At 37.7% G+C, this 25130-nt stretch carries 12 protein-coding genes; all 12 read right to left on the bottom strand.

Translation table 11 applies throughout. From position 1 onward, the window contains the following. Positions 1-173: 173 nt before the first annotated feature. Positions 174-2333 carry a DUF5723 family protein gene (locus SJY44_RS00545; protein WP_396590825.1) on the bottom strand — a complete coding sequence of 720 codons (2160 nt, stop codon included), beginning with the start codon at positions 2331-2333 and terminating at the stop codon, positions 174-176. Positions 2334-3087: 754 nt separating this feature from the next. Then, complete coding sequence (locus SJY44_RS00540; protein ID WP_396590824.1) at positions 3088-4032, bottom strand: ROK family protein; 945 nt, start codon at positions 4030-4032, stop codon at positions 3088-3090. A gap of 2 nt (positions 4033-4034) precedes the next feature. Next, positions 4035-5477 (bottom strand): sugar MFS transporter, encoded by a 1443-nt coding sequence (locus SJY44_RS00535; RefSeq protein WP_396590823.1) that lies wholly within the window; start codon positions 5475-5477, stop codon positions 4035-4037. 133 nt (positions 5478-5610) lie between these two features. Next, the gene (locus SJY44_RS00530; protein ID WP_396590822.1) at positions 5611-8934 is read right to left on the bottom strand and encodes a VCBS repeat-containing protein; all 3324 of its coding nucleotides are present in this window, start codon (positions 8932-8934) and stop codon (positions 5611-5613) included. A gap of 159 nt (positions 8935-9093) precedes the next feature. Further along, a complete protein-coding gene (locus SJY44_RS00525) occupies positions 9094-10776 on the bottom strand; it encodes a SusD/RagB family nutrient-binding outer membrane lipoprotein (RefSeq protein ID WP_396590821.1) in 1683 nt (560 codons plus the stop codon). A gap of 11 nt (positions 10777-10787) precedes the next feature. Then, complete coding sequence (locus SJY44_RS00520; protein ID WP_298929988.1) at positions 10788-13916, bottom strand: SusC/RagA family TonB-linked outer membrane protein; 3129 nt, start codon at positions 13914-13916, stop codon at positions 10788-10790. A gap of 295 nt (positions 13917-14211) precedes the next feature. Continuing rightward, complete coding sequence (locus SJY44_RS00515) at positions 14212-16446, bottom strand: GH92 family glycosyl hydrolase (protein ID WP_396590820.1); 2235 nt, start codon at positions 16444-16446, stop codon at positions 14212-14214. Next, positions 16446-18791 carry a GH92 family glycosyl hydrolase gene (locus SJY44_RS00510; RefSeq protein ID WP_396590819.1) on the bottom strand — a complete coding sequence of 782 codons (2346 nt, stop codon included), beginning with the start codon at positions 18789-18791 and terminating at the stop codon, positions 16446-16448. Before SJY44_RS00510 ends, SJY44_RS00515 begins: the two co-directional genes overlap by 1 nt. A 1-nt stretch (position 18792) precedes the next feature. Further along, complete coding sequence (locus SJY44_RS00505; protein WP_396590818.1) at positions 18793-21045, bottom strand: GH92 family glycosyl hydrolase; 2253 nt, start codon at positions 21043-21045, stop codon at positions 18793-18795. 71 nt (positions 21046-21116) lie between these two features. After that, positions 21117-22208, bottom strand: coding sequence for a carbohydrate-binding family 9-like protein (locus SJY44_RS00500; RefSeq protein ID WP_396590817.1), 1092 nt, complete (start codon positions 22206-22208; stop codon positions 21117-21119). A gap of 5 nt (positions 22209-22213) precedes the next feature. Then, positions 22214-23203, bottom strand: coding sequence for a glycosidase (locus SJY44_RS00495; RefSeq protein ID WP_396590816.1), 990 nt, complete (start codon positions 23201-23203; stop codon positions 22214-22216). Positions 23204-23233: 30 nt separating this feature from the next. Then, positions 23234-25111 (bottom strand): sodium:solute symporter family protein, encoded by a 1878-nt coding sequence (locus tag SJY44_RS00490; RefSeq protein WP_396590815.1) that lies wholly within the window; start codon positions 25109-25111, stop codon positions 23234-23236. Positions 25112-25130: the final 19 nt, after the last annotated feature.

Below are 25130 nucleotides of genomic sequence, written 5' to 3'. Positions count from 1 at the left end.
GGATATATCTAAAAACAGATTGTTGTTAATTTGAGCGGGTTGTTTTTCTAAATTGTATAAAAACCACCGAGAATAGGTTCTCGGTGGTTTAACCATCGCTGTTATTTAAGAACACATTATGTTACACCAAACCTATATTCTTAATAAAACCATTGAAAATTAAAACAGGACAGTTATTTCATTAGGTTTATTTCCACCCTTCTATTCTGTTTTCTGCCGTTTCTGTTGGCATTTGTTGCTATTGGTTTGTCTTCACCATATCCTTTAGCCGATAATCTATTTGAGGTGATTCCTTCTTTAATTAAGAAATCTCTAACCGAATTTGCCCTTGCTTCGGATAATCTTTGGTTGCTTGTAGCGCTTCCTACACTATCTGTATGACCCTCAACGGTGAAATTGGCGTTTGGATATTCTGTCAAAATCCTAATGATATCTACCATTACTGAAAGTGATTCTGATTTAATGGTTGATTTACCTGTATCAAACAAAATAGTTTTAGCATAGCTGTTCAGTTGTTTTTGAACTTCCACTGTCACTTCTGGACAACCATTGTTCCTAATCGGACCTGCTGTATTGGGACATGAATCATCGATATCTACAAGGGTGTCTCCATCTGTATCTGGGCATCCTTTATTCTCAATTCTTCCAGCAATATTTGGACAACGGTCATCTTTGTCCACAATACCATCTCCATCTGCATCTGGACATCCTTTATTTTGTATGGTTCCTACTTCTTCTGGGCAGTCATCATCTTTGTCTAAAATACCATCGCCATCAGTATCTTTCCATGGGCATCCCTTATTTTCTTTTGGACCTACTTCTGCTGGACAATCGTCATCCTTGTCCAAAACACCATCACCATCTGTGTCTTTCCATGGACATCCATTGTTTTCTATGGGGCCTGCAACATCTGGACAATTATCTGATCTGTTTTCTATACCATCGTTGTCCTTGTCCCTTAACTTGTAGTGATAGATTGGAACTTTGATACCTGCATACAAATCCAAAGCCTTTGTTTTTTGACCTAAAAGCGTTGACATTATAGAACCTGAGCCCATATAGATCGGTCCTGCTCTAAACCCAGCTCCCCATTGAAAACCGGCACCTTGAACAACACTAAATGGAGAGTAAAAACCAAGCCATGCGCTTTCAAACCTTGGCGTTAATGAGACTTGGTTTAATATTCTATTGGTATTTATATTGTTTTTAATGGTTAAAGGAATATCCGCGTTTAGGTTTAGATAAAATTTAGAATTGATATTCCAATCCGCATTGGTATGCAAAGCAGTAGGTAATTTAGAATTTGGAGATTGGATTCTTTCGCCTATCAAGTCAAAATTTTGAGCTAGTGCCTCTCCCAATGAAGCACCATCAAAGTTGTCTATATCTTGAGTTCTGTTAAGATCATATGTTTGATCTACTCCATTTTTATTTCTTATTTCTCCAATATCAGTAACAGAGACTCCAAATTTTAATTTGTATTTATTGGCTCCTTTGTCAATAATGGCATTTCCTTTGTTGTCCATTTTAGTATAGCTGGCAGGATCAGGTCTCCATTCATAAACAACTCCTATATCTGCACCAAACCCGATATCTCCGTCATTTTCATCTGAGTCAAATAGGCCGTCTCCATTTCCTTGGTCATCCAACCCGCCGGTATTACCATAAATAAATTCACCTTGTGTTGCTAAGGTTCTGGTATTTGAATCGTAATCTATACCAAGATTGTTACTGCGGATATACGTGCTGCCAAGTCCTTTTAAATATTTTATAGTAAGTCCTCCTTTTAAAAAGTGTTGCTCTTTATCTATTAAAACCCTAGCATAAGAAACCCCAATTTCTGTCCAGAAATTGGCAGCACCGGATACAAAACCTTCTCTAATGGAAAAATCTTCATTTTCATCAAAACCACCTTCTTTGTCCAATGTGGCACCATCTATATCGATTAGATTAAAAAAACCTCTGCCTCTAGTGAAGAATGCAATCGAATTTTTGTCATCGATATTAAATAGTATTGAAGGTCCTAGAACATCGATGTTAGATGAAAGGAAATTATTCCGGGATGGAGATCTTTCTGCGTTATCCAACGTTTCACTGAAATCATTAAATGCATCTTTGAGGTCAAGACCAAAATAGTCATTTCCAAAAAAGGCACTTACCCCAACAAGGTTGATGTCCAATTTAAATCTGGAGTCTACTATGTTAGCTGGATTGGAAATTACACTATTGACTCCACTGTAATTGTCTGTTAAAAAACCATTGTAAGACTGTGCTTTCAAAATGTTCACAATACAAAGGAACATAAGGCCGATCATAATTTTTCTTGAATGCATATTTCTAAACTTTATTTTTTTAATTTTTTTGTAAATACCTGTATTTGGTTGGTTTACAAACAGGAACAAAGAGATGACAAATTTGTATTTGAGCAGCATGCTAATGAACGAACGCTCTTTTTCAATTGATAAATGAAGAAGTTGGACTAATCTCTAGACCAAAGGAAAAAAAGATTAGGTTTTACGTGTTGTTATTGATTTAGATATCTGAAAATCAATTTTTTACAGTTCCAATACATTGCACCAACTGTTTGATTTTGTTTTTTAAATAAAAAAAGAGCCATTGGGAGTGACTCTTTAATAAGCATATAGATTAAATAAATGGGGATATTTTACGAGTAGATTTAAATCCATTACGACCAAGAAATTATTACAAGAATTCCTTGGCGTAATGGAAACCTCAACTAAACTAAACACTTTATGACCAAACGGACCAAAAGTGTGTTACTGTTTAAAATAATGTTGAAATGAGCAAGTATTTAACCAAACCTTCTCAAAGAATTTTCAACGATTATTAATAGGACAAACATACTATACAATTATAGTTGGCAAACTAACAAGCTTATGGATGCGCTATTTCATTTAACCAATGAGTGTTTTGAACTAATGAGTAATTTAAAGCGAAATTAGAATGCCTTCAACTGTATCGCTTTTTTATTTAGCGCAGTGTGGTTTTACTAGAAGAATAAGGTTGAAAAAGAATAATTCTGATTGAGGTGATTTGGGACAGCCCGCATTTTTTACGAAAAGTAGCCTATATTTTTGGCAGCTTACCTTTGACGCGCTTCCAGAAATTGGAATTGAATACTCGCGTGCATCCCATAATTGCACCCTTTTCCATATGGTGGGAGATCTTGATTGGAATGGTGAGATTATTTTTTTTAAGAGATTCTTGCAAAGCTGTACCAAAACAGAAATAGGCTTTTGAAATATTGCCTCCTAGAACCAATACGTCCGTTTGAAAGGTTTTTAACCAAGGAGCCAGAAAATCCCCTAAATCGTTGCCAAAAGCATCAAAGACTTCTTTGATTTTTGCGTCAGTATCAAAATTATCCGCGAGTTCTTTTACCCCTGCTGCATTTTTGCCCGTGGCTTCGTGATAGGCTTTAATAATTCCTCGAGTTGAAAAATAATCATCGGCCATTCCGTCTTCATGCAGTATATTCCACAAACACCCATTGGGAGGGACGGTGTTTCCGGTCACTATTGGGATTCCATTTTCAATAAACCCTGCTCCTAAACCGGTTCCAAGAGTAATGCACAACTGTTTTTTGTTTCCATCTGCTTCAGACAACCATGCTTCCCCCACCGCAAAAGAAGTGGCATCGTTTAAAAAACGCATGGGTAAGTGGCTGCTGTGTGATAGCAAAGGATTAAGGCTTTCTTCAATTTTGGTTTGATAAAGTGCACCATATTTGAATCCTTCGGGATATTTTGCGATTCCTTCTTTATAATCAAAAGGACCTGGGATAGCAAAAGCGATACCCAGTAAAGGAACTTCTTGTGCTGCCTTTATAGTTTTGTTTAAGGTATCTGCCCAAGTTTCCATGATTGATTCCAAAGACTCTAGATTGGCTACATGACTGGTGGCATACGTATGGTCAATGATTCTCTTTTCTTGAACAGCAACAACGGCGGAAGATATATGTGTGCCTCCAATATCCACCCCAATAACATATGTTTCTTTTTGATGAGCCATATCTAAGCGGTCAAAGGTTTTACTTGATATCCCTTTAGTCCATAAAATATTAGATAGGCATAACAGAATATTGGAATGATAAAGGAGAGTTGAATCCCTATTTGGTCAGCGACCGCTCCTTGTATTATTGGGACAATTGCTCCACCTACTATCATCATGACCAATAGTGAAGATGCCTGACTGGTATATTTGCCCAAATCTTTAATTGCCAATGTAAATATGTTGGACCATAAAATGGAGTTAAAAGCACCAATGGCTATGGCACTCCAAAAAGCCACTGTCCCATCTGCAAGAATCATAATGGCCAGTAATATGATAACTACAGTAGCAAATAAAGTTAGCACTCTTGATGGTTTGGAACCACCTATTAAGAAAGCAAGGTAATTGATGATTAAAAAGAATACAAAGAATTGTATTTGGGCAAATGGAATCAATTCCAAAGAAAAGACCCCGTCATTATTTTGTACTCCAGTAATAAGATAAATAACCATAAAGGAAAGAATTGATACACATGCCATAATAAGATACTTTTTAACCTTATCGGTCATGCTTCCCATAGCAATAGATCCCAAAAACCTACCTATCATGGCACCTCCCCAATAATAGGATAAGAATACACCTCCTTGTGCTTCATCCATCCCAGCAATGCTGTCCAATTTAAAGAAGTTAATAAGGAAACTTCCAATGGTAACCTCACCGCCTACGTAAACAAAAATGGCTATCATTCCTAAAACCACATGTCTAAATTTTAATACGTGAAGCCCTTTCTCTAGGGTTTCTGTATTCTTAAACGAAGGAAGTTTTATGAATTTGATGATCAAAGCCAATAGGAAGAACAATCCCCCATAAATTAAGTATGGCATTTTAAGGGAGTCAACTGTAATTTCTCCATTGGAAAAGACTTTGTACAATAGCAAAGCACCTACCAAAGGGGCCAAAGTAGCCCCAAAAGAATTAAAGCCTTGCGCAAGATTCAATCTACTGGAAGCTGTCTCTGGCTTTCCTAAAATTGCGGCATATGGATTGGCCGCTATTTGTAAAATAGTTACCCCTGAGGCCAATACAAACAATGCGCTAAGAAATATGCCGTAACGCTGAAAGACTGCTGCTGGGTAAAATAGGCAACAACCTATACCACAAAGTATTAGCCCTATAATTATCCCATTTTTATATCCAATTCTTGAAATGGGATCTCCCTTGCTCACGGAAATAATAAAATAAATCAATGAAATAATGAAGAAAGCTCCAAAAAAAGCAAACTGAATTAACGCGGCTTGAAAATAACTGAGTTCAAAAACTTCTTTTAAATGAGGAATTAGAACATCGTTCATAACGGTGATGAACCCCCACATGAAAAACAAAAACGTGATGGTGAGAAAAGGTTTTCTATAATTCACGGATTTATTTGATCTAGCAATGTTGTTGCTATTGGGTATAATTGCCATAAATTGGTTGGTTTAATTGGTCTTTTCTAATTTTGTTTTGAGAAGTATTTTTTGCCTTGGTTGGTAAGGGAATTATCAAATAAGCTTTGATAGTAGAGCAATGATTATTTGATAAAATCCTGACAAGGAATATTTAATCCATTAAAATTTCAAGTAAGCCAAGTTCTTCGTTATTTTTTCCAACAATTATATGAGTTTTATCTTCAATATTTATGAAGTTTAAATTTTTCACATCACTTGGTAAAAACAATCCAGATTCATTTGCATTGATTGGTTCAAATATTCCTTCGCCGGTATTTTTTAGTACGATTCCGTAACCGGCATCATTTCTTGGAGTTTCTATTTCCGAACCAAATAGGTTTCCTGCCATTATTAAATCCTGAAAACCATCGTTGTTGGTATCAAAGTTTAGAATAGCATTGATTGAGGAAATTTGGACAATTTCTGGGAACTCAATAAATTCAAAGTTTCCATCTCCGTTGTTCTTGAGTACACCGCTTTTAAAGTTATAAGAAACCAAATGCAGCGCTTCAGATAAATTTTTGTTCCCATAAATATCAGAAACTGTTGATTTACCAAATAGGTCATAAGAAGAGGTGATTTTTTTGATAGAAGGCATTTGTTGTGATGAACATTCTCTTCCTCTTACAGGATATAATTCTCCAAAATTATAATAGCCCAATACCAAGTCTTTTTTGCCATTTTCATCAAAATCATGATAATAGACTTCAAAAGGGGCATCCTCACTGGCTTTGTACTTATAATTCTGACCTAGATTCCCCAAAACATAGTCTTCATCTCCATCATTGTCCATATCAAATGACTTAATAGAAAAATACCAACCTGCAAGCCCTTGAAGGGATTTTAAATCCACCTTGATAAAATTACCGTTTCTATTTTCAAAAAAAGTAGGTTGCATCCATTCTCCAACTATGCAAATATCCAAGTCATTATCTTGGTCATAATCTGTCCAGACGGCATCAGTCACTAAGCCAATATTTCTAAGCTCAGGCGCAACAGCTTCTGTGACATCAACAAATTTTCCTTTATTATTTTTTAAAAGATAACTACTAGCGGGTGAAGGATAATCATGTGGAACAAACCTTCCTCCAATAAATACATCCAAAAAACCATCATTATCATAATCTGCAACACGAATTTTCGAGCTACTTACCGGAATTATAGGGAGTAAATCTTTTCGTTCAATCAACTTACTGCTTTTGTTTTCATACAATCGGACTTCATAATTACTGGACTGCGGTTCAAATTCGTTACCACCTGAAACCACTAAAAGATCTTGGTCACCGTCATTGTCAAAATCAAAGAATTGGGCATCAACATCTTCATGAATAGCCTCTTTGTCTAAGGATTGATTTGTTTCAAAGGTTCCATTAGCCTTTTGTATATAAACAGCAGAAGATTTTCCGGTACTTTGCCCTAAAAAAAAATCCTCTTTTTGATCTCCATTAATATCTGCAACAGCTATAGCTGGACCAAAAGCTGACATTTTGTGTGGTAATAAGACTTGTAGCTCATAATCATCAAAATAGTTTTCTTCATGAGCTACTCCTGAGAGTATATCTGTTGGCTCGAATATCTTTTTTGACAAAATGGATTTGTTTTGATGGTACTGTTCTTCTGGATTGTATACGATTGTATGTGTTGTGTTAATATTTGGTTTTATCAAACGTTGAATTTTGTTCCTAGACCAATACACCAATAAAGAATCTACAGCATCATGTTTTCCAATTCCGATATTGATTTTTGGTGGTACTGAAGATTGATAGCCCCTAACACTATAATTTTCATATACTTGTTCCTTGCCATTGCAATAGACTTTTACTTTAGCTCCAATGCCCATGGTATTTTGAGGTTGCCCATTCAGCTGTATTTTCAAGTAGTTTACATTTCGTAAATCTGAGTTATTCCTCAAGACGGCTGCTTTTTCATCTACATTGTTAATAACCATATCTAAGTCTCCATCATTGTCAAGATCTGCATAAGCAGCACCATTTGAATAAGTTTTTTTAGGGCTTTTTAACCAGATTTTTGATGTGTTTTCAAAGGATAGATCACCAGTGTTTCTATAAAAATAATTTTCATGTGGACGATGCGGTGTGCTATTAATGAGAAATTTTATCTTCTCTGGATTGGAGAGCGCATCACGATTTTCCTTCATATAAGATTTTAAATCATTGTAAAAATCTTTGTTTCTGAAGTCCCGCTTAATTCCGTTAGATATGAAAATATCTTTATGTCCATCATTATCAAAATCTGCCATTAAAGGAGCCCAACTCCAATCGGTATTTGAAATTCCTGTAATTTGCCCTACATCTGAGAAAAAAGGAGTGCCCAAACTATCTATATGGCTACTATGTTTTTGAAGGGCGTTGTACATGTATTGGTAATGCTTGCCAGAAGCCACATTGTTATTAAACTTTTCAGGATTCATACTAGCCATACTTGTTTTCATCCCGTAATTGTCTTCCGAAACCATGTCTAGGGTTAGTATATCTACAAAACCGTCATTATCAAAGTCTGCCAAATCGTTGCCCATAGAAAAATTAGAGATGTGGTTTGTTGCTTTTTTAATAACTTCTTTAAAAGTTCCATTTTTCTGATTGATGTATAAATAATCTGGTTCATCATAATCATTGGATATGTATAGATCGGGCCATCCATCATTGTTTAAATCACTTGCGCCCACGCCAAGACCATAGGATATGTCATTGGAATAGATTCCAACCCTTTCAGTTATGTTCACATATTTACCATTCCTATTTTCATAGAACCTATCTCCAAGTTGAGAAAAGGTTTCCGTAGTGCCCCTGCCAAACGTATCTGGATTGTGGTTCATGAGATACATATCCAAATCACCATCAAGGTCATAATCTAAAAATGCTGATTGTATGGAATGTCCAACATCATCTAATCCAAATTGTGATGCAGACTCTTCAAAAACAGGAATTCCTTTTTTGTTTGGTCCTTTGTTTATATAGAGTTCGTTTTGCAGCAATTCTTTTTTTCCATAGGGTCCTGATTTACAGACATAAATATCAAGTAGCCCATCGTTATTGATATCTACCATGTTTGTACCTGTTGTCCATCCTTTATTTCCAGTAGTATTTGAAGGAATAGAGATATCTTTAAATTCAAGTTCTCCTTGATTTAGATAAAGTGCATTTTTGCCAAGGTTGGAAGTAAAGTAGATATCCTCCAGACCATCATTGTTAATATCGCCAACAGCAACCCCACCACCATTATAAACATACTCATAAACAAATGAGTTGGTCAATTCATTCTCCGTTATTCTATTAACAAATTGAATATTGGTTCTATCACTGTCCAAATCTTCAAAAAGAGATACTGTACCTTCTTTTTCTATTGTACATGAACTGATAAATAAAAGTAACACTATGGATAGATGCTGAATTTGAATTGCTACTTTTTTTCTCATAGATAAAAACAGTATATCATTAAAATAATTAATAATGATTTGAAAAAAATCTAAAAAAGTAAAGGAAGAATTGCTCTTCCTTTACTTAAATAATTAACTATACTTAAAACTAACTCAAACTATGAAATAATCTACTTGATTACTTTATAGAAAAACTCATTATTGTGCAAACCATAGTGTGGTTCCTTGCACGTCTGCTCCTTGTATACCATCTATAGCCGCAAAATTGGGATTATCCTGTGCTCCAGAACCATACCTCATTCTTTGCGGATATGCACCATTTAAGGTGCCCAGTCCAAAAATGGTCTGATTGGATACCCCAGCAGCCAATTCTGTAGGGTAACCCGTATCTCTTACTACTGCCCATGCTTCAAAACCATCTGTATAACCTGCCAACCATCTTTGATGGGCGATTTTTTCCAGCCTCTCATCGGTGGTGCCACCTGTGATATCCGCAGCAGCCTCTGTCGCAATATAGGTATCTGCATCCCCTTCTGAAATATTCCAAAGTTTCATGGCTTCCTTGATGCCTGTGGCAAACAAGGTCTGTGCATCCCCTCCAGATAATCCTTTTACAACAGCTTCTGCTTGCAAGAAGTACGATTCCGCGCTGGTTAAAACAATTTCAGGGTAGGCGTCAACTTGAGCCCCCTTTTCCTGTATTACCCTGTCACTTGGTGTGCTGAAAAGATCGTAACGCACATAGGGATAGGTATCACCATTGATTCTTGTGGGTTGGCCAATATATTGGCCAGGAGCAAGTTCAATAGTGGTTTCATCTCCTGCAGTGGAAATGGTATAGTCTGCTCCTGCACGATCAAGAGAGGCAACAATAAAATCCAACCTATCTTGATAATTTGGATCCGGAGTTTCTGCGTTGTTAGCGAATAGAAAAGAACCTCCCACTGCAGGTTTAGCATAGACCGAAAGTCTTGGGTCATTATTGTCTTTTAACATGTTGATAAGTGTGGCTCCCATGGTCCAATCGGATCCGCCACCAAAGTTATGCCATACATCTCCATATGCCGCTGCTGCCCATTGACTGATTACAAAATCCTTGGTCATCACAACACTTCCGTTGACATCATCCAAAAGTGGAGCTGCCAATGCTTCATTAATTGTCGCGGCAGCAAAACTTTCTCCAGGGGCGCCTAGTGCGCGCATAGCTATTCTTAGTTTTAAGGTGTTGGCCAAACGCTTCCATTGTTGTAGATCACCTCCACAATAGATATCGTTACTTCCAGCATCGTTTACACCAATTCCAGTTCTTTCGGTATCTCCTATGATGGACATGGCTTCATCCAAGTCTGCGATAATACCTTGGTAGATTACCGATTGTTCATCAAACTTAGGTGTTAAAACACCCTCTACACCTGCTTCTGTATATGGAACCATGCCAAAAGTATCTGTGTACATTTGATAATAGAGACCTTTTATGATTAAAGACATGGCAAACATAAATTCGTTTTCCAAATCTCCTCCTTCCTGAACAAATCTCTGGAACTCAACCACTCTTCCCAAGTAATTATTAAGCCAGTCAAAGGATGCATCCGTATATCCTGCATTGTAATCATAGCATAGTTCATCTGACCACCAAGAGGAATTATGACCAAAAGTAAAATGTCCGGCATAACGATCCGCATGGATCAATTGAGCCCTCCAATATGGAAAACGATCAGGTGAATACAAGCGGAACTGAACGTCCGTTAAAAAGAACTTGGCACTTACCTCATCAGCAAGAAAACCTTCCTGATCGGTATTCATTTCTTCAAAATTCTCAGTACACGAGCTAGCCAAAATAAGGCACAACAACATGTAGGATAATAATTCAATTTTTTTCATTACACAATTTTTTAAAAGTTGACATTTAGGCTAAGTCCCAGACTTCTAGTAGTCGGAAGGGCATAAAACAATACTCCTTGGGCAAAATTGGATGTGGAATAACTTGATTCTGGATCGAAGTTATCAGCTTTTTTGTATAAAAATAACAAATTTCTTCCTACTGCACTTAATGTTGCACTTTGTACAAAGGTGTTTTTCAGTAGTTTACTTGGGAATGTATAACTCAAACTCACCTCTCTTAACCTGAAGTTGGTTTGATCAAACACATACTCGGATCCAATACCACTAACAGCTCCCCAGTAATCCTGGGCACTAATTGTTGTTGTATTGGGAGTAAATGTTCCATCACCATTGTCGATAACTCCATCTACAAGAATACCACCTTCACGAAATTGTAAGGATCCTTCAGAAACTCCCGAAGCATCCAAGGCTGAATCAGTAAAGGAATAGACTTCACCACCGATTCGGAAATCGATTAGGGTATTCAGTGTAAAGTCCTTGTAACGGAACGTATTTGAAAACCCACCAGTTAAATCAGGTTGGTAATTCCCAAACTTTTCTCTATCCGTTGTAGCTTGAGGTCGACCCTCCGCAGTAACAATCAATTGTCCAGCATCATTTCTTAGCCAAGTGGTAGTTTCTATATCACCGAAACCTTCACCAACTCTAGCTACAACGGCAACGGTACCTCCGTTATCTCTACTAAACTCAAAAAAGTCCTGTCCCTCTACCAAGCTTTCCAACTTGTTTCTATTTCTTGCTAGGTTTATGGAAGTGTCCCAAGAGAAATTCTGGGTTTGGAATGGGGTTCCTCCTACCAATATTTCAAAACCTTTGTTGGAAATTTCACCTACATTAGTTCTAAAAAATTCAAACGCTGCACCGGTTCCTAGTGGAACATCAAAAATCAAGTCTTTTGATTTGATATCATAATAAGAAATATCAGCATAAAGACGATTTTGAAAGCCTCTATATTCTATCCCGAGTTCTGTAGAAGTCACTTCCTCTGGGCGAAGACTTTCACTGAAGAGTATGTTATCCCTACTAACAGTGATATTGCCCAAGAATCCATCAGCAGCAACATTAAATACATTGACCAATTGTTGTGGATCTGTATCGTTACCCACAGTAGCGATACTACCTCTCAATTTAAGCAAGTTAACCTTGCTTCCCAAGTCTAATGCTTCGTTAAGTAAAACACTCAAACTGGCAGAACTATAAAAATATGAGTTATTACCGTCCGCTAATGCAGATGACCAATCGTTTCTACCTGTTAAGTCCAAGTAAAGTGTGTTATCATACGATAACGAGGCAGAGCCATAAACGGAATTGATATCTTTTGGCACTCTTTGACCTTGAGTTGCAAAAAGTTCCACGGTATTATCCAACAATGGCCTTCCAGGAATTTTAAAGTTTTCTCCCCGCGTCTCTGAGGTTATTGAATTGAAACGTAACGCATTTGCACCTACGTTAGCAGTCAAACTGAATTTCTCACTTAGGCTCTTGTTGAACATGACCAAGAAATCATAATTCGTTTCGGTACGGTCGTTTTTTTGAAATCTAATTCTACCGTCTCCAAAGAAATGATGTCCCACCCTGGTTATATTTTCAACATCCTGAGTGATATCATCCGTACCTACCCTAACAAAAGCAGATAACCAATCGGTGAATTCATATTGCAATTTTGCAAAAGCAGTAATTCTAGTTCTTCTATCCTCGTTGGAATCATTTTGTAGAATCCAGTATGGATTACCTCCGGAAGAAGTAGGCGCAATAACGCGATAGATATCGTCTGGATTAATTGGATTTTCAATATCCTGAAAAACTTGAAGGTCTGAAAGTTGTACATTTCTTGCCAAGCCCCACAAATAAGCAGCAACACCTTCAGTACCTTGATTTGGTCTGTTTCGTGCCGTTTGTTTAAAATAAGTAATTCTTGTATCCAAACTTAGCTTATCAGACAAGTTGACAAACGCCCTTAAGTTAAAATTATCCCTATCAATTCCTGAATTGGGAAGAATAGACTCAATATCCGAATTGGTATAGGAAAAACGGACGGAAGCATTTTCGCTACCACCGCTAAGTGCCACGGTGTTGATAAAACTTGTTCCGGTTTCAAAGAAATTCTTAACGTTATTAGGTTGGGCAACATAAGCTCTTTGCTGCCCATTATAGGCCAGTTGCTGTGAGCCGTCAAATCTTGGCCCCCAAGAACCTGACCCCGCAACGGTGTTTACCTGTGTCACCAATGGGTCGTCAGGATTGATTTGTGGAAAAGCGCCATCGGTGCCTCTTCCATATTGATTCTGATATTTGGGAAGTACCAATGGATCATCGAACAAGGCATTAGAAGTAAAAGAAACTCCCAATCCTTTGTTTAAATCTCCCTTTTTGGTAGTAATGATGATAACACCGTTACTTGCTCTGGCACCGTATAGTGCCGCGGCATTTGGACCTTTCAGTACAGACATGGACTCAATATCATCTGGATTGATATCGGAAATACCATCCCCTAGATTGTTAATGTTAAACTGTCCAGAGCCATCAGGGGCTCCCAAAGCGGTATTGTCAATTGGCACCCCATCAACAACATAAAGCGGTTGGTTGTTACCCGTAATGGAATTGTTTCCCCTTATTACTACACGAGACCCACTACCTGCACCGGCGGTACCTTGTGAGATTACTACCCCCGCTACCTTACCTGCTAAGGCATTTATTACGTTTGGTTCTTTGGCCAGTGAGACAGCATCTCCTGAAACTTCCGTTACAGAGTATCCCAAGGATTTTTTCTCTCGGGAAATTCCAAGTGCTGTCACAACAACCTCTCCCAATTGCTCAACACTTTCTGTTAAGGTCATATTAATGGTAGATTGTCCACCAACAGCAATTTCTTTTTCGGTATATCCAATTGCTGAAAACACCAAAATTGCGGAATCATCAGGAACCGAAATAGAATAATTGCCATCGAAATCTGTAGAAGTACCATTTCTAGTACCTTTCTCAATAACATTAATTCCTGGAAGTGGACCTCCATTAACTGCATCTGTAACTGTTCCCGTAATTGTTTTCCCCTGTGCCATTATTCCTTGAATACATAGGAGCGACACAAGCATTAAGAAGTAATGAATTTTTTTGTTCATACTGTTTGAGTTTGGTTATAAGTTTCGTAAAGCTTAATAAAAGCTTAATGTTCACTTTATAAATGTTTAAATTCCTTATTTATATATGAAAAAAATTCGACTAATAACGATGCTGAAAGGCTAAAGGACATGGAAGCGAAAACGATTGAGGTACATGAATTATTTAAAAAACCTGTTTTTCAACCCTGTAGACCTTTAAAAATGGTCTTTCCCAGTAGAATCAATTTATAAAATTGCTTAGGTTTTTCTTTTGATATCAACTGTATTTTACTTTAAAAGGGCCGAACAACATTTTTTATTCCAAAACAAATTCAATTTTACTGGCCTTTGTCAAATCCTTATGTTGAACAAAGTAGCTCTTCAGTTTTTTTCCATCAATTAAAATGGAATTGATTTTTTCTTTCTTGTCTGAAGGTTCGGAAGTAATAATCAATCTATCTTTTGAATAATAATTTGTATCAAGATGGATGGTGATTTTATCAAATTTTGGAGTGGTGAGCGCATATATTGGATTAGAGGGGCTCACGGGATAGATGCCCATCATTGAAAACACGGCCCAAGCGCTCATTGTTCCCGTATCATCATTTCCGGGTAGGCCGTCCGGCGTATTTTTGAAATAGGTTTTCAGCAATTCAGAAACCTTATTTTGGGTCCGCCATTCTTGCCCCTTTACATAATTGAACAAATAGGGGTAGGCAATGTCAGGTTCATTGGCCATGTCAAACTGATTCTTGTCAAATACATCTTGCAAACGATTGGTAAAAGGTTTGGATCCTCCCATTAATTTGATGAGACCTTTTACGTCATGAGATACCATAAAAGTATATTGCCAGGCATTTCCTTCTATAAAGCCCACATTCTTTTCAAAGTTGGCTCCAGTTTCTGGATTGTAAGGAGTCAACCAACTACCATCATCATTTTTGGGCCGTAAGAGATTGAACTCTTTGTCGAAAAGCTTCCTATAAGAAATGGAACGCTCTGAAAAGCGCTTGTAATCTTCTTTCTTGCCCAATGCTTTAGCCAGTTGGGCTATGGCAAAATCCGAAATATTATATTCCTGGGTAGTTGAGACGGAACCACTTTTGGTTGTTTTTGTGGTCAAGTATCCCTTTTCAATGTAATCCTGTATTCCAGGTCTAAGAGGGTTTGTTTTCAACTGGTCGGCGCTTTTAAGCATGGCCTCATATGCTTTTTCAACATCAAAATCCCTAATTCCACGTAAATAAGAATCGGCAATTACAATACCAGCTGGGTCACCTACCATGGTTGTTGTTTCTGTAGCATTTAGCTCCCATTTTGGTAGCCAACCAGATTCATCATAGATCTGCAACATGCTTTTAACCATGTTGGATTGTTGTTTGGGATATACCAAACTCATTAATTGGTGCAAATTTCTATAGGTATCCCAAAGCGAAAAAACAGTATAGCGCGAGCCTTCTGTTTTTAAGGTCTCGCGTGTTATCATCTTTGGGTATTCCCCATTAAAATCATTCAAGGTACTTGGATGTATCAATGTATGATAAAGCGCTGTGTAAAAAATGGTCTTGTCTTCTTCAGAACCGCCTTCAACTTCTATTTTGGATAGGTATTGATTCCATTCATTTTTTGCGGATACCAATATTTCGTCAAAAGTCCTTCCCTGTGTTTCTTTTTCTAGGTTTTCACGGGCATTTTCTATACTTACGTATGAAATGCCTATTTTCATTTCAACTTGCGTGGGTGCTGCAAAATCATATTGCATGTAAGCTCCAATGCTATCACCAACTACCTCTTTGGTATACCCTTTCATCAGTCGGGATTTTCCATTGTACCCCATCCATTCAGCTTCTGCTCCCTTGTAAGTTGTGGGTTTTTTCCAAACGCCGAATTCTTTGGCCGGTTTTGAAAACTTTGCCACAAAATATACTGGATAGGCTTCTTCTGGTTTGTAATAACAGAAGGAACCTACAGAACGGATTCCTTCAATCTGAGTAGGCGAAACCACTTTTACCTGTGCTCCTTGTTCGTTGGTAAGTCCCAACCCCAAGTTCAATAATATGTTTGACTTACCCGCTGGGAAAGAATATTTGCTTATCCCTGTCCGGGTTGTGGCGGTTGCTTCAACTTTAATATTATACTTATCCAAAATGTTGGAATAATATCCAACTTTGGAAATTTCATTGGAGTACGTGGTTCCATATTCCAAATGGTTCGTTTTAATATCTCCGGTAGTTGGCATGGCAAGAATAACACCTAACTCTGGACAACCAACACCGCTTAGGTTTATATGACTGAAACCCGTTAAAAAAGTATTTTCATGAACATATGGAGTGGATAACCAACGACTGTCCTTTTCTAAAGGAAGGTTTTTAGGGCCTGCAACATTAAAAGGAGATACATTGGCCATTCCCCTAACGCCAATAGGTCCAGGGTTTGTAGTCCCAAAATTAGAAGTTCCAATGAATGGATTTACATATTCAACTGGAGCTTTTTGTCCAAAACCAATTGAATGAAAAAATAGTAGTGCTATACCAATGAATAGTTTTTTCATCACTTTTTCGAATTGGATAGAGAATAGGGTAAAGAATCATCTGAAATCGCCCAATTTTTATTTGGTTCGGCAACCATCTCAAAATGTAAACTGCCTCCTTTTTGAATAGTTTCAGTACCAATCCAAGTGTTATTGAAGTTTTTGTTATTTAAACGTGCACTTTGGATAAACGAATTGTCTTTTCCATTACTGTCTGCCGTAATAGTAAAAGTATTTCCATTTTGAAGATGCAATTTAGCTTCATCAAAAAGCGGGCTTCCAATTACATATTGGTTTGTGGCCGGGGCAACAGGATAAAAACCCAGAGCGCTGAACACATACCAAGCGGATGTTTGTCCGTTATCCTCATCACCACAATAGCCATCTGGGGCTGGGGTATAGAGTTTGGTCAATACTTCGCGTACTTTGCTCTGGGTTTTCCAAGGCTGCTTGGCATAATTATACAGATAGATCATGTGTTGGATAGGCTGGTTGCCGTGGGCGTAGTTCCCCATATTCATAATCTGCATTTCTCGTATTTCGTGAATGGTAAATCCATAATAAGAATCATCATATTCAGGAGGCATATTAAAAACGCCATCAAGCATTCCTACAAATTCTTTGCCACCACCCATTAAGTCCATAAGACCTTTTACATCATGAAAAACACTCCAAGTATAATGTAGACTGTTTCCTTCTGTAAAAGCATCTCCCCACTTTAATGGATTGAAAGGCGTTTGAAATTGTCCATCCTTGTTCTTTCCTCTCATCAATTTTGAAGAGGGGTCGAACAATTTTTTATAGTTCAAGGATTTCTTGTAATATGTATCGGCCAGTTCATTTTTCCCAAGGGATTTGGCCATTTGAGCAATGGTAAAATCAGCATAAGCATATTCCAAAGTTCTTGCGGCATTTTCATTGATGCCAACATCATAGGGAACATAGCCCAATTCATTATAGTAATCCACTCCCGCTCTCCCAACACTGTTTACGGGTCTTCCTTCAGATATAGTTGCATTTTTAATTACGGCTTCTAAAAGCAAATCTTTATCAAAACCGGTAACTCCTGTCAAATGTGCATCAGCAATAATTGGAGCTGAATTGGAACCGATCATACAGTCCCTGTGACCAGGACTGGCCCATTCCGGAAGCCATCCAGATTCTTTGTACGTATTTGCCAATCCTTCCATAATGTTACTGTTCAATTCTGGATACATCATGTTAAAAAATGGAAACACTGCGCGGAAGGTATCCCAAAAACCATTGTCTGTAAACATATAGCCAGGCAATACCTGACCGTTGTAAGGACTATAATGCACCACTTGCTCATTGGCATCAAACTCATAGAACTTTCTTGGGAACAACAACACACGATACAAGCAGGAGTAAAAAGTGCGCAGGTGATCTATATTTTTGGTGCTTACTTCTATTCTTCCCAATTCTTTTTCCCAAGCTTGGGTTGCTTCATTTCTGGTTTCTTTGAAGCTTTTATCTCCAATTTCTCTATCTAAGTTCAATTGTGCTTGTTCTGGACTTATAAAGGATGAGGCCACCTTTACGTGTACTGCTTCACCTCTTTTTGTTTTAAAACCTATGATGGCTCCAACATGGTCCCCTTTGTTTTCGGTTGTGTTTTCTTCTAATTTCCAATCATCACCCCAAGTGTTGGTGAGTTCAAAATCTTTATCAAATTCCGCTACAAAATAATTGTGGAAATTTTCTGGAACACCACCGCTATTGTTTCTGCAATACCCAATAATTTTTCGTTGTTCCGGCAGAATTTTCACCATAGAACCTTTAAAAAAAGCATCAAGCATGATATAGGCCTTATTAGTTTCAGGAAAAGTAAATCTAAAATGTGCTGCGCGTTCTGTAGGAGTCACTTCGGCAACCACATCATAATCTGCCAGGTAAACACTGTAATAATCTGGTTTTACGGTCTCGGCTTTATGCGAAAAATGCGATGCTCGCTCATCTTCCTTATATTTTAAATCTCCCGTTACGGCCATTAAAGAGAATGCCGCATAATCATTAATCCAAGGACTGGGTTGATGCGTTTGCTTGATTCCACGAATGGTTTTCTCATCATATTTATAGGTCCATCCATCTCCCATTTTTGAGGTCATGGGTGTCCAAAAATTCATACCCCAAGGTGTTGCAATGGCTGGATATGTATTTCCGTTGGACAGGCTGAAATCTGAATCAGTTCCCATTAATGGGTTCACATATTGCAAATATTCCTTGCTGTTTTCAGATTGGTCTAGGGCGGATTCTTTATTTGTATTTTGTTCACAAGAGCTTACAACTAAGGCTATAGCAAAAATGAAAATCAATTTCTTGAATTGGTAAATTTTTCTCAATCTCATACTAGTTGTATATTTTGTTGACTTCAGGAGTTTTTAGTTGATTTTTATCGGCCAATTTCGCATCATTGGTCATGGTAAATACCAAAGTTCCTCCGTTCATAATTTCTTTATGGGTGATATAGCTTCTTTCCAATTTTTTTCCATTCAGAACAACGGACTCTACAAACATATCTTCGCTATTACCCTTTTTCTGTATGGTAAATGTTTTATTATCTCCAACTTTTATCTCTGCTTCTTCAAACATGGGTACTCCCAAATCATACACTCCTTGTGCTGGATTTACAGGATAAAACCCCAATGAACTAAGAATATACCAAGATGACATTTGTCCACAGTCTTCATTACCGCAGTGTCCATTAGGTTCATTTTTGTATTGATTTTCTAAAATCTCCAGAACCAATTTTTGCGCTTTGGAAGGTTGGTTTAAATAATTGTATAAGTAAGCGACATGATGACTAGGTTCATTACCGTGTGCATATTGACCAATCATTCCTGTGCTAAATACAGGCAATTTATCTTCTGGACTTGGTGCATAACTGAACATGGAATCCAGTTTCTGTTCAAAACGTTCTTCCCCACCTGTTTTTTCAATTAGTCCTGCAATGTCTTGTGGAACGTACCAATAGTAATGCCATGCATTGCTTTCACAGAAATGGGGAGAGTATTCCTTAGGTACAAAAGGTTCTATAAATTCTCCCTCTATATCTTTGGGTTGCAACCATGACCTTTTGGAATTATATAGGTTTTTCCAATTTTCTGAACGCTTCAAAAAGTATTCATAATCTTCTTGTTTGCCCAAGTCTTTTGCAAACATTGCAATACACCAATCATCATAGGCATATTCCATGGTTTTGGAAACGGACCAATTTTCATGATGCTCATCAACAGGAATAAAACCTCTTTCCTTGTACACATCAATCTGACGTTCATTTACCATGGCACTTTCTTTGCAAGCTTTATAGGCCAGGTCAACATCAAACTGAAACCCTTTAAAATAGGCATCTACAATTACCGGAACTGCATGGTAACCAATCATCATGTTGGTTTCACTCCCCTGCATAGACCAAACAGGTAGAACACCCGTTTCAGTGTAATGGGCCAACAATGATTTAATCATGTCCGGCACTTTTTCGGGCTGAATCAATGTGTACAATGGATGGGCTGCTCTAAACGTATCCCATAACGAAAAGGTGTCATATCTATTGAAGCCATCAGCTTTTGCTATTGAATCTGTTCCATCCTTTAGCTTTCCATTGGCATCATTGGCAGCCTTGTATTCACCATTGCTATCACTGTATAAAGTTGGGGCTAACATGGACTGATATAGCATCGTATAAAAAATGGATTTTTTATCAGAATCCTCAGATACAATGCTGATTTTTTGAAGTTCTTTTTCCCATATTTCCTGTGTTTTTGTCTTGATAGTGTCAAAATCTTCCTGGGCTTCAACTCGAATGGCTTTTCCCGCAGCTTCTGAGCTTACTGAAGACAAACCGGTCTTTACTACGATTTGTTCCCCATCACTAGTCGCATAGTTCAAAATTATTTTTGAATTATTCTCCTTGTTACCGTCATCAATTTTGTATGAATCAAAAGGTTTTGAAAAGTGCATTTCAAAAAATAATCTTTGATTTCTAGCCCAGCCAGTGGACATTCTATGCCCTTGTAAAGTGGAATCATTGACAACTTTGATGAAAGTGTCCGTTGGTTTGTCCCAGTTGAGGGAGTATCCCAAATCGACATGGATTTGGGTGTCCTTATCTTCTGGGAATGTGTATCTGTGTATTCCAACTCTACTTGTGGAGGTCATTTCCGCTTTGATGCCATAATTCAATAAATCTACCCAATAATAACCAGGAGATGCACCTTCCTTTTGGTGATCAAATTTTGAATATGGTTTGAAGTTGTTCTCTGGAATGCTATCAGAGAACCTGCTGTTGGTAGGCATGACCAAAATGTCATAGAGGTCACCGGCTCCAGTCCCGGTAAGATGGGTATGGGAAAATCCGGATATAATAGAATCTTGATAATAGTACCCTGCAATTCTGTCCCAACCAGGAATCCCAATATCAGGACTCAATTGTACCATTCCGAATGGGGTAGTGGCTCCAGGATAGGTGTTTCCGGGGCCATCGGTTCCAATAAATGGATTAACAAAGTCCGTAAGGTTTTCGGATGGGGCTTCCTTTGGAGCGTGGGTAGAACAGCCAAAAGCCAAAATTAATAAACCTATATATGCGAAATCCAACTTCATTTTTAATCGTTCTTCTATAGTTTTATCAAATTGATTTCAATACGTATTGGTAAATGAAAGTGTTCAAGAAACTAACCTTCATAGGTTTCAAACTTGCCCTCTTTGGTTACGGTCAAGAGTTTTTGGGTAAACGGACTTTTTGCTGAAAGGATAAAACCTTTGGTATACCTTTCCAGTACTGGGACTATGTTTTCCCCAAAAAACTGTTTTGAAGGACCATGGAAGGCATTTTCTGTTTTTTCCCATCTTATTTCTTGTTTATTTTCAGAAATTAAATCCCGGTATAATTCATACAAATACCATTTGATATGTTCATCCTTGGGAATCTCAAAATTGACAGACTTGGTTCCAACTATATTTTCTGAAAAATAGACATAACCCCACTTTTCCGGTTCATGCATATTGATTACGTACTGGGGAGACCAAACCCAATTGTTTTCATGTAAAAATTCGCCAGTTTTTGGGTCTTTCTTGCGTCCATACTTTCCATTGGTAATGTCAAAATCCCAATTAACCCTGGAAAAGCCTATTCTCCAAAATTGATTTTGAGGCACATTGTTCTGATAGTATCCCGTTCGCAAATCTCTTAATGGGATGGCAATTTCAATGGACCAACCTTTATCAATATCAGAAGGGTCGTTCAAAGTGCCTTGCACGGATATTGCAGATTGAAGCCCTAAGGCTTCCCATCCGTTAATGGTTTCGTTGCCCGCTCTATATGGAGCAGTTATATATTGGTCCCAAACCGTATTTAGCACATTCCACTCCAATTCGTAATAACCATGTACATCTGCTTCTGGGTCAAGAAAAATTTCGAAATCATTATTATGAAAAATCACGGCATCATGTTCAGAAATATCGCCCCACACATGAGGTTCTTCCAATTGAGCGAAAAAGTACACATTGTTTTCATCCCAGAGCATTTTCATTCTTGTGTCATACGTTGGTTTTTTAATTCCTTCGATGTCGATAAACAAATCGGACCAAGGTGCTTTTGTCCATGAAGATTCATCCGCTTTTCCATCAATCAATATCGAATCCGTAGCCTTATAGGCCACATACGTTCTCGGCTTTTCTTGGGCGCACAATACTATACAGCCCACATAAACCAAAAAAAGTACTAGGCTTATTAATTTTTTATGTTTCCCAACATTATCCATCATACATTTTATAAACTGTTTTCTTTGGTAAATTTTACAATTTCGGAGATATGTCCGAAAGCTAATCCGACCACGGTATCGGCAGCGCCATAATAGATGGCGATTTTATCTTCTTCAGTGGAATGCAAAGTGGCGCATGGGAACACCACATTGGGTACATCACCCATACATTCGTATGAAGTTTGGGGAGACAGCAGATAGGGTTGTGTTCTATACTTTACCTGATCTGGATTGTTCTTGTCTAAAATGGCTGAGCCCATAGAATATCTAAATCCATTACAAGTATTAATTACACCATGGTAAATCATGAGCCATCCTTCATCTACCAAAATGGGAACGGAACCCGCACCGATCTTTGCGCACTGCCATGCACTGTCTTCAAAGGGTGAAGCTTTCATTACACAACGATGCTCGCCCCAATATTTCATATCTGGACTGTAACTGATATAAATATCACCAAAAGGGGTATGACCGTTATCACTGGGCCTGCTCAACATGGCATATTTGCCATTGACTTTTTCAGGGAAGAGCACTCCATTTCGATTAAAGGGTAAAAAAGCATTTTCGGATTGAAAAAACTCCTTGAAATCGAAAGTATATCCAATACCTATGGTTGGGCCGTGGTATCCGTTGCACCAAGTGATCCAATATCTATCTTCCAAGAAAGTGACACGAGGGTCATATTTGTAATCGGAGTCGATCATTTCGGTGTTTCCAGCACCGAAGACAATAGGTTCATGTTCAATGTCCCAGTTGATTCCATCTTCACTAAAACCGGCAAAAATGTTCATTTGCACTGCCTTGTTGTCACATCTAAAAACTCCGGCATAACCATCTTCAAAGGGTACAACGGCGCTGTTGAACACACTATTGGAACTTGGAATGGCATCTCTTTGGATAATAGGATTTTTGGAATACCTCCAAACAACATCTGATATGTTAGCTGGTTTGTCCTGCCAAGGAATTGTGTTCACTTTCTTCAAAATTTGATTGTTCATTTATTATTAAACAATTTCTAAAACGAATTCTTAATTGGGTATTTTTTTCACCTTATCCAGCCAAGTATATTTTAAAATTATGGAAGTTATTAAAAAGACCACCAATGTTAAAATAGCTTTTGGATAATCTCTAATGATAAAATAAATGGGTAATAAAATCATGCTGGACTGCCAAACAATACCAATAGCACAATTCATCATATCAAACCAAAAATCATTATTCTTCCCAAAAGAGGAGTCTTCATTTTTTAACAGGGTATGGATAGGTTTCCACCAACCCCACGGCTTTACTTCTTTGTAGAAAGATTTTAAGACTTCAGTTTCTGTAGGTTTGGATAGGTAAGTTCCTAAAAAGGATCCTAATAGAGAAAACCCAAAAATCAACGGAAAAAGATAGATGACATGAATGTGCGATAAATCATACCAAAAAGTACCTTCTATAAAATTTTCTTTATTCTGATCAAGGATAAACTGAATGCTGGCGATTAGCAATCCTGCAACCATGCCCCAAAAATAACCCCAGCCATTAAAGCGCCACCATATCCATTTTAAAAAGTTGGATGCGACGTATCCTCCATATAATGCACTGCTAATCCATAAGGTAAGTGAATTGATGGAATCTGCGAAAAAGCCCATACATACACCCAAACCAACCACAAAGAATGAAGCAATATAACTAGCCTTTATGTAATGTCTATTGGATGCTTTTGGCTTAAAATACTTTTTGTAGATATCATTAACAATGTAAGCTGGACTAGAATTTACGAAGGCCGAAAACGTAGACATAAAAGCAGCCAAAAGTCCTGCCAGCAGCAATCCTTTCACACCAACTGGAATGTGATGGTTGATGACTTTTGGTAAAATAACTTCTAAATCACTACCAACTAACCCAGGATTAGCACTCATTTCTGGAGCCAAAACTACTAAGGCAATAACCACAATTCCTGTAACCAGTAAATATCTGGGGATATACAAAACTAAATTGGTGAACCCACTCATATAAGCAGCTTCTTTAACTGTTCTAGTGGATAGGATACGTTGAAAATCATAACTTGGTACTGGCCCTGCAATACTTGCAAAGAAGCCTTTGAAAAGTGACATTCCAATAAAAGCTCCAAACATTTTATATCCTTCAGTATCTATTAAATCATTAAATGCCTGGAATTTGTTGCTCCAATGTGTTTCTAATTCGCCACCAAAGAAAATGCTTCGCCATTCATCAGAAATTACCATGCTAATTTCTACATCGCTAATGGCAAAAAATGTATACCCTGCAACAAGTATACCTGCTATAACCATAATGATGTATTGCAAAACTTCAGTTGCCACAACGGAAAACATACCTCCTTTAACCGTATAAATGGTCGTTAGGAAAATAATAATTAAGGCATAGGATTGTTCTGAGGTCAATAAAAGAACATCCCCTAATTCCAAAGGAATGTCCCATGGTAAAATAATGGTCAAAAACTTGCCCGTACCTTCAAAGAAATATGCTATGAATCCAACAGCCGAAACAACCGCAAATATGGCTACAATACTATGGGATGCCCTTCCGGATCTTCCATCTCCAAATCGTGTTAAAATCCACTCAGACCCAGTCATTATGTTGGAGCGTCTTATCCAAACGGCTAAAAACATCATAAGAAAAACCTGGTTCCATACGGGCCACAACCACATGAACATAAAGCTCTTGGCACCATATAGAAACAATATGCCAACCATCCATGCAGTTCCGGAGACATCAAACATACCAGATCCGTTACTAAGGCCTAAATAGTACCATTTAATATTGTTTCCGCCCAGAAAATAGGATTCAAGGCCATTAGAAGCTTTTTTGGAAACCCAAATTCCAATAAAAAGGGTTAACAATACATAGATAACTATGATCGAAATGTCTATTACATCCATATAATTGTACTGGTCATAT

The organism is Allomuricauda sp. R78024 (assembly GCF_044596045.1).
GTDB lineage: Bacteria > Bacteroidota > Bacteroidia > Flavobacteriales > Flavobacteriaceae > Flagellimonas.
The sequence above is the reverse complement of the archived record's forward strand: the minus strand, read 5'-3'. Positions and strand labels throughout refer to the sequence as shown.

Bases quoted from the DNA above. Each gene is read 5' to 3' on its own strand.
- SJY44_RS00545 (WP_396590825.1), bottom strand. From the start codon at position 2,333: ATGCATTCAAGAAAAATTATGATCGGCCTTATGTTCCTTTGTATTGTG.
- SJY44_RS00540 (WP_396590824.1), bottom strand. From the start codon at position 4,032: ATGGCTCATCAAAAAGAAACATATGTTATTGGGGTGGATATTGGAGGC.
- SJY44_RS00535 (WP_396590823.1), bottom strand. From the start codon at position 5,477: ATGGCAATTATACCCAATAGCAACAACATTGCTAGATCAAATAAATCC.
- SJY44_RS00530 (WP_396590822.1), bottom strand. From the start codon at position 8,934: ATGAGAAAAAAAGTAGCAATTCAAATTCAGCATCTATCCATAGTGTTA.
- SJY44_RS00525 (WP_396590821.1), bottom strand. From the start codon at position 10,776: ATGAAAAAAATTGAATTATTATCCTACATGTTGTTGTGCCTTATTTTG.
- SJY44_RS00520 (WP_298929988.1), bottom strand. From the start codon at position 13,916: ATGAACAAAAAAATTCATTACTTCTTAATGCTTGTGTCGCTCCTATGT.
- SJY44_RS00515 (WP_396590820.1), bottom strand. From the start codon at position 16,446: ATGAAAAAACTATTCATTGGTATAGCACTACTATTTTTTCATTCAATT.
- SJY44_RS00510 (WP_396590819.1), bottom strand. From the start codon at position 18,791: ATGAGATTGAGAAAAATTTACCAATTCAAGAAATTGATTTTCATTTTT.
- SJY44_RS00505 (WP_396590818.1), bottom strand. From the start codon at position 21,045: ATGAAGTTGGATTTCGCATATATAGGTTTATTAATTTTGGCTTTTGGC.
- SJY44_RS00500 (WP_396590817.1), bottom strand. From the start codon at position 22,208: ATGATGGATAATGTTGGGAAACATAAAAAATTAATAAGCCTAGTACTT.
- SJY44_RS00495 (WP_396590816.1), bottom strand. From the start codon at position 23,203: ATGAACAATCAAATTTTGAAGAAAGTGAACACAATTCCTTGGCAGGAC.
- SJY44_RS00490 (WP_396590815.1), bottom strand. From the start codon at position 25,111: ATGGATGTAATAGACATTTCGATCATAGTTATCTATGTATTGTTAACC.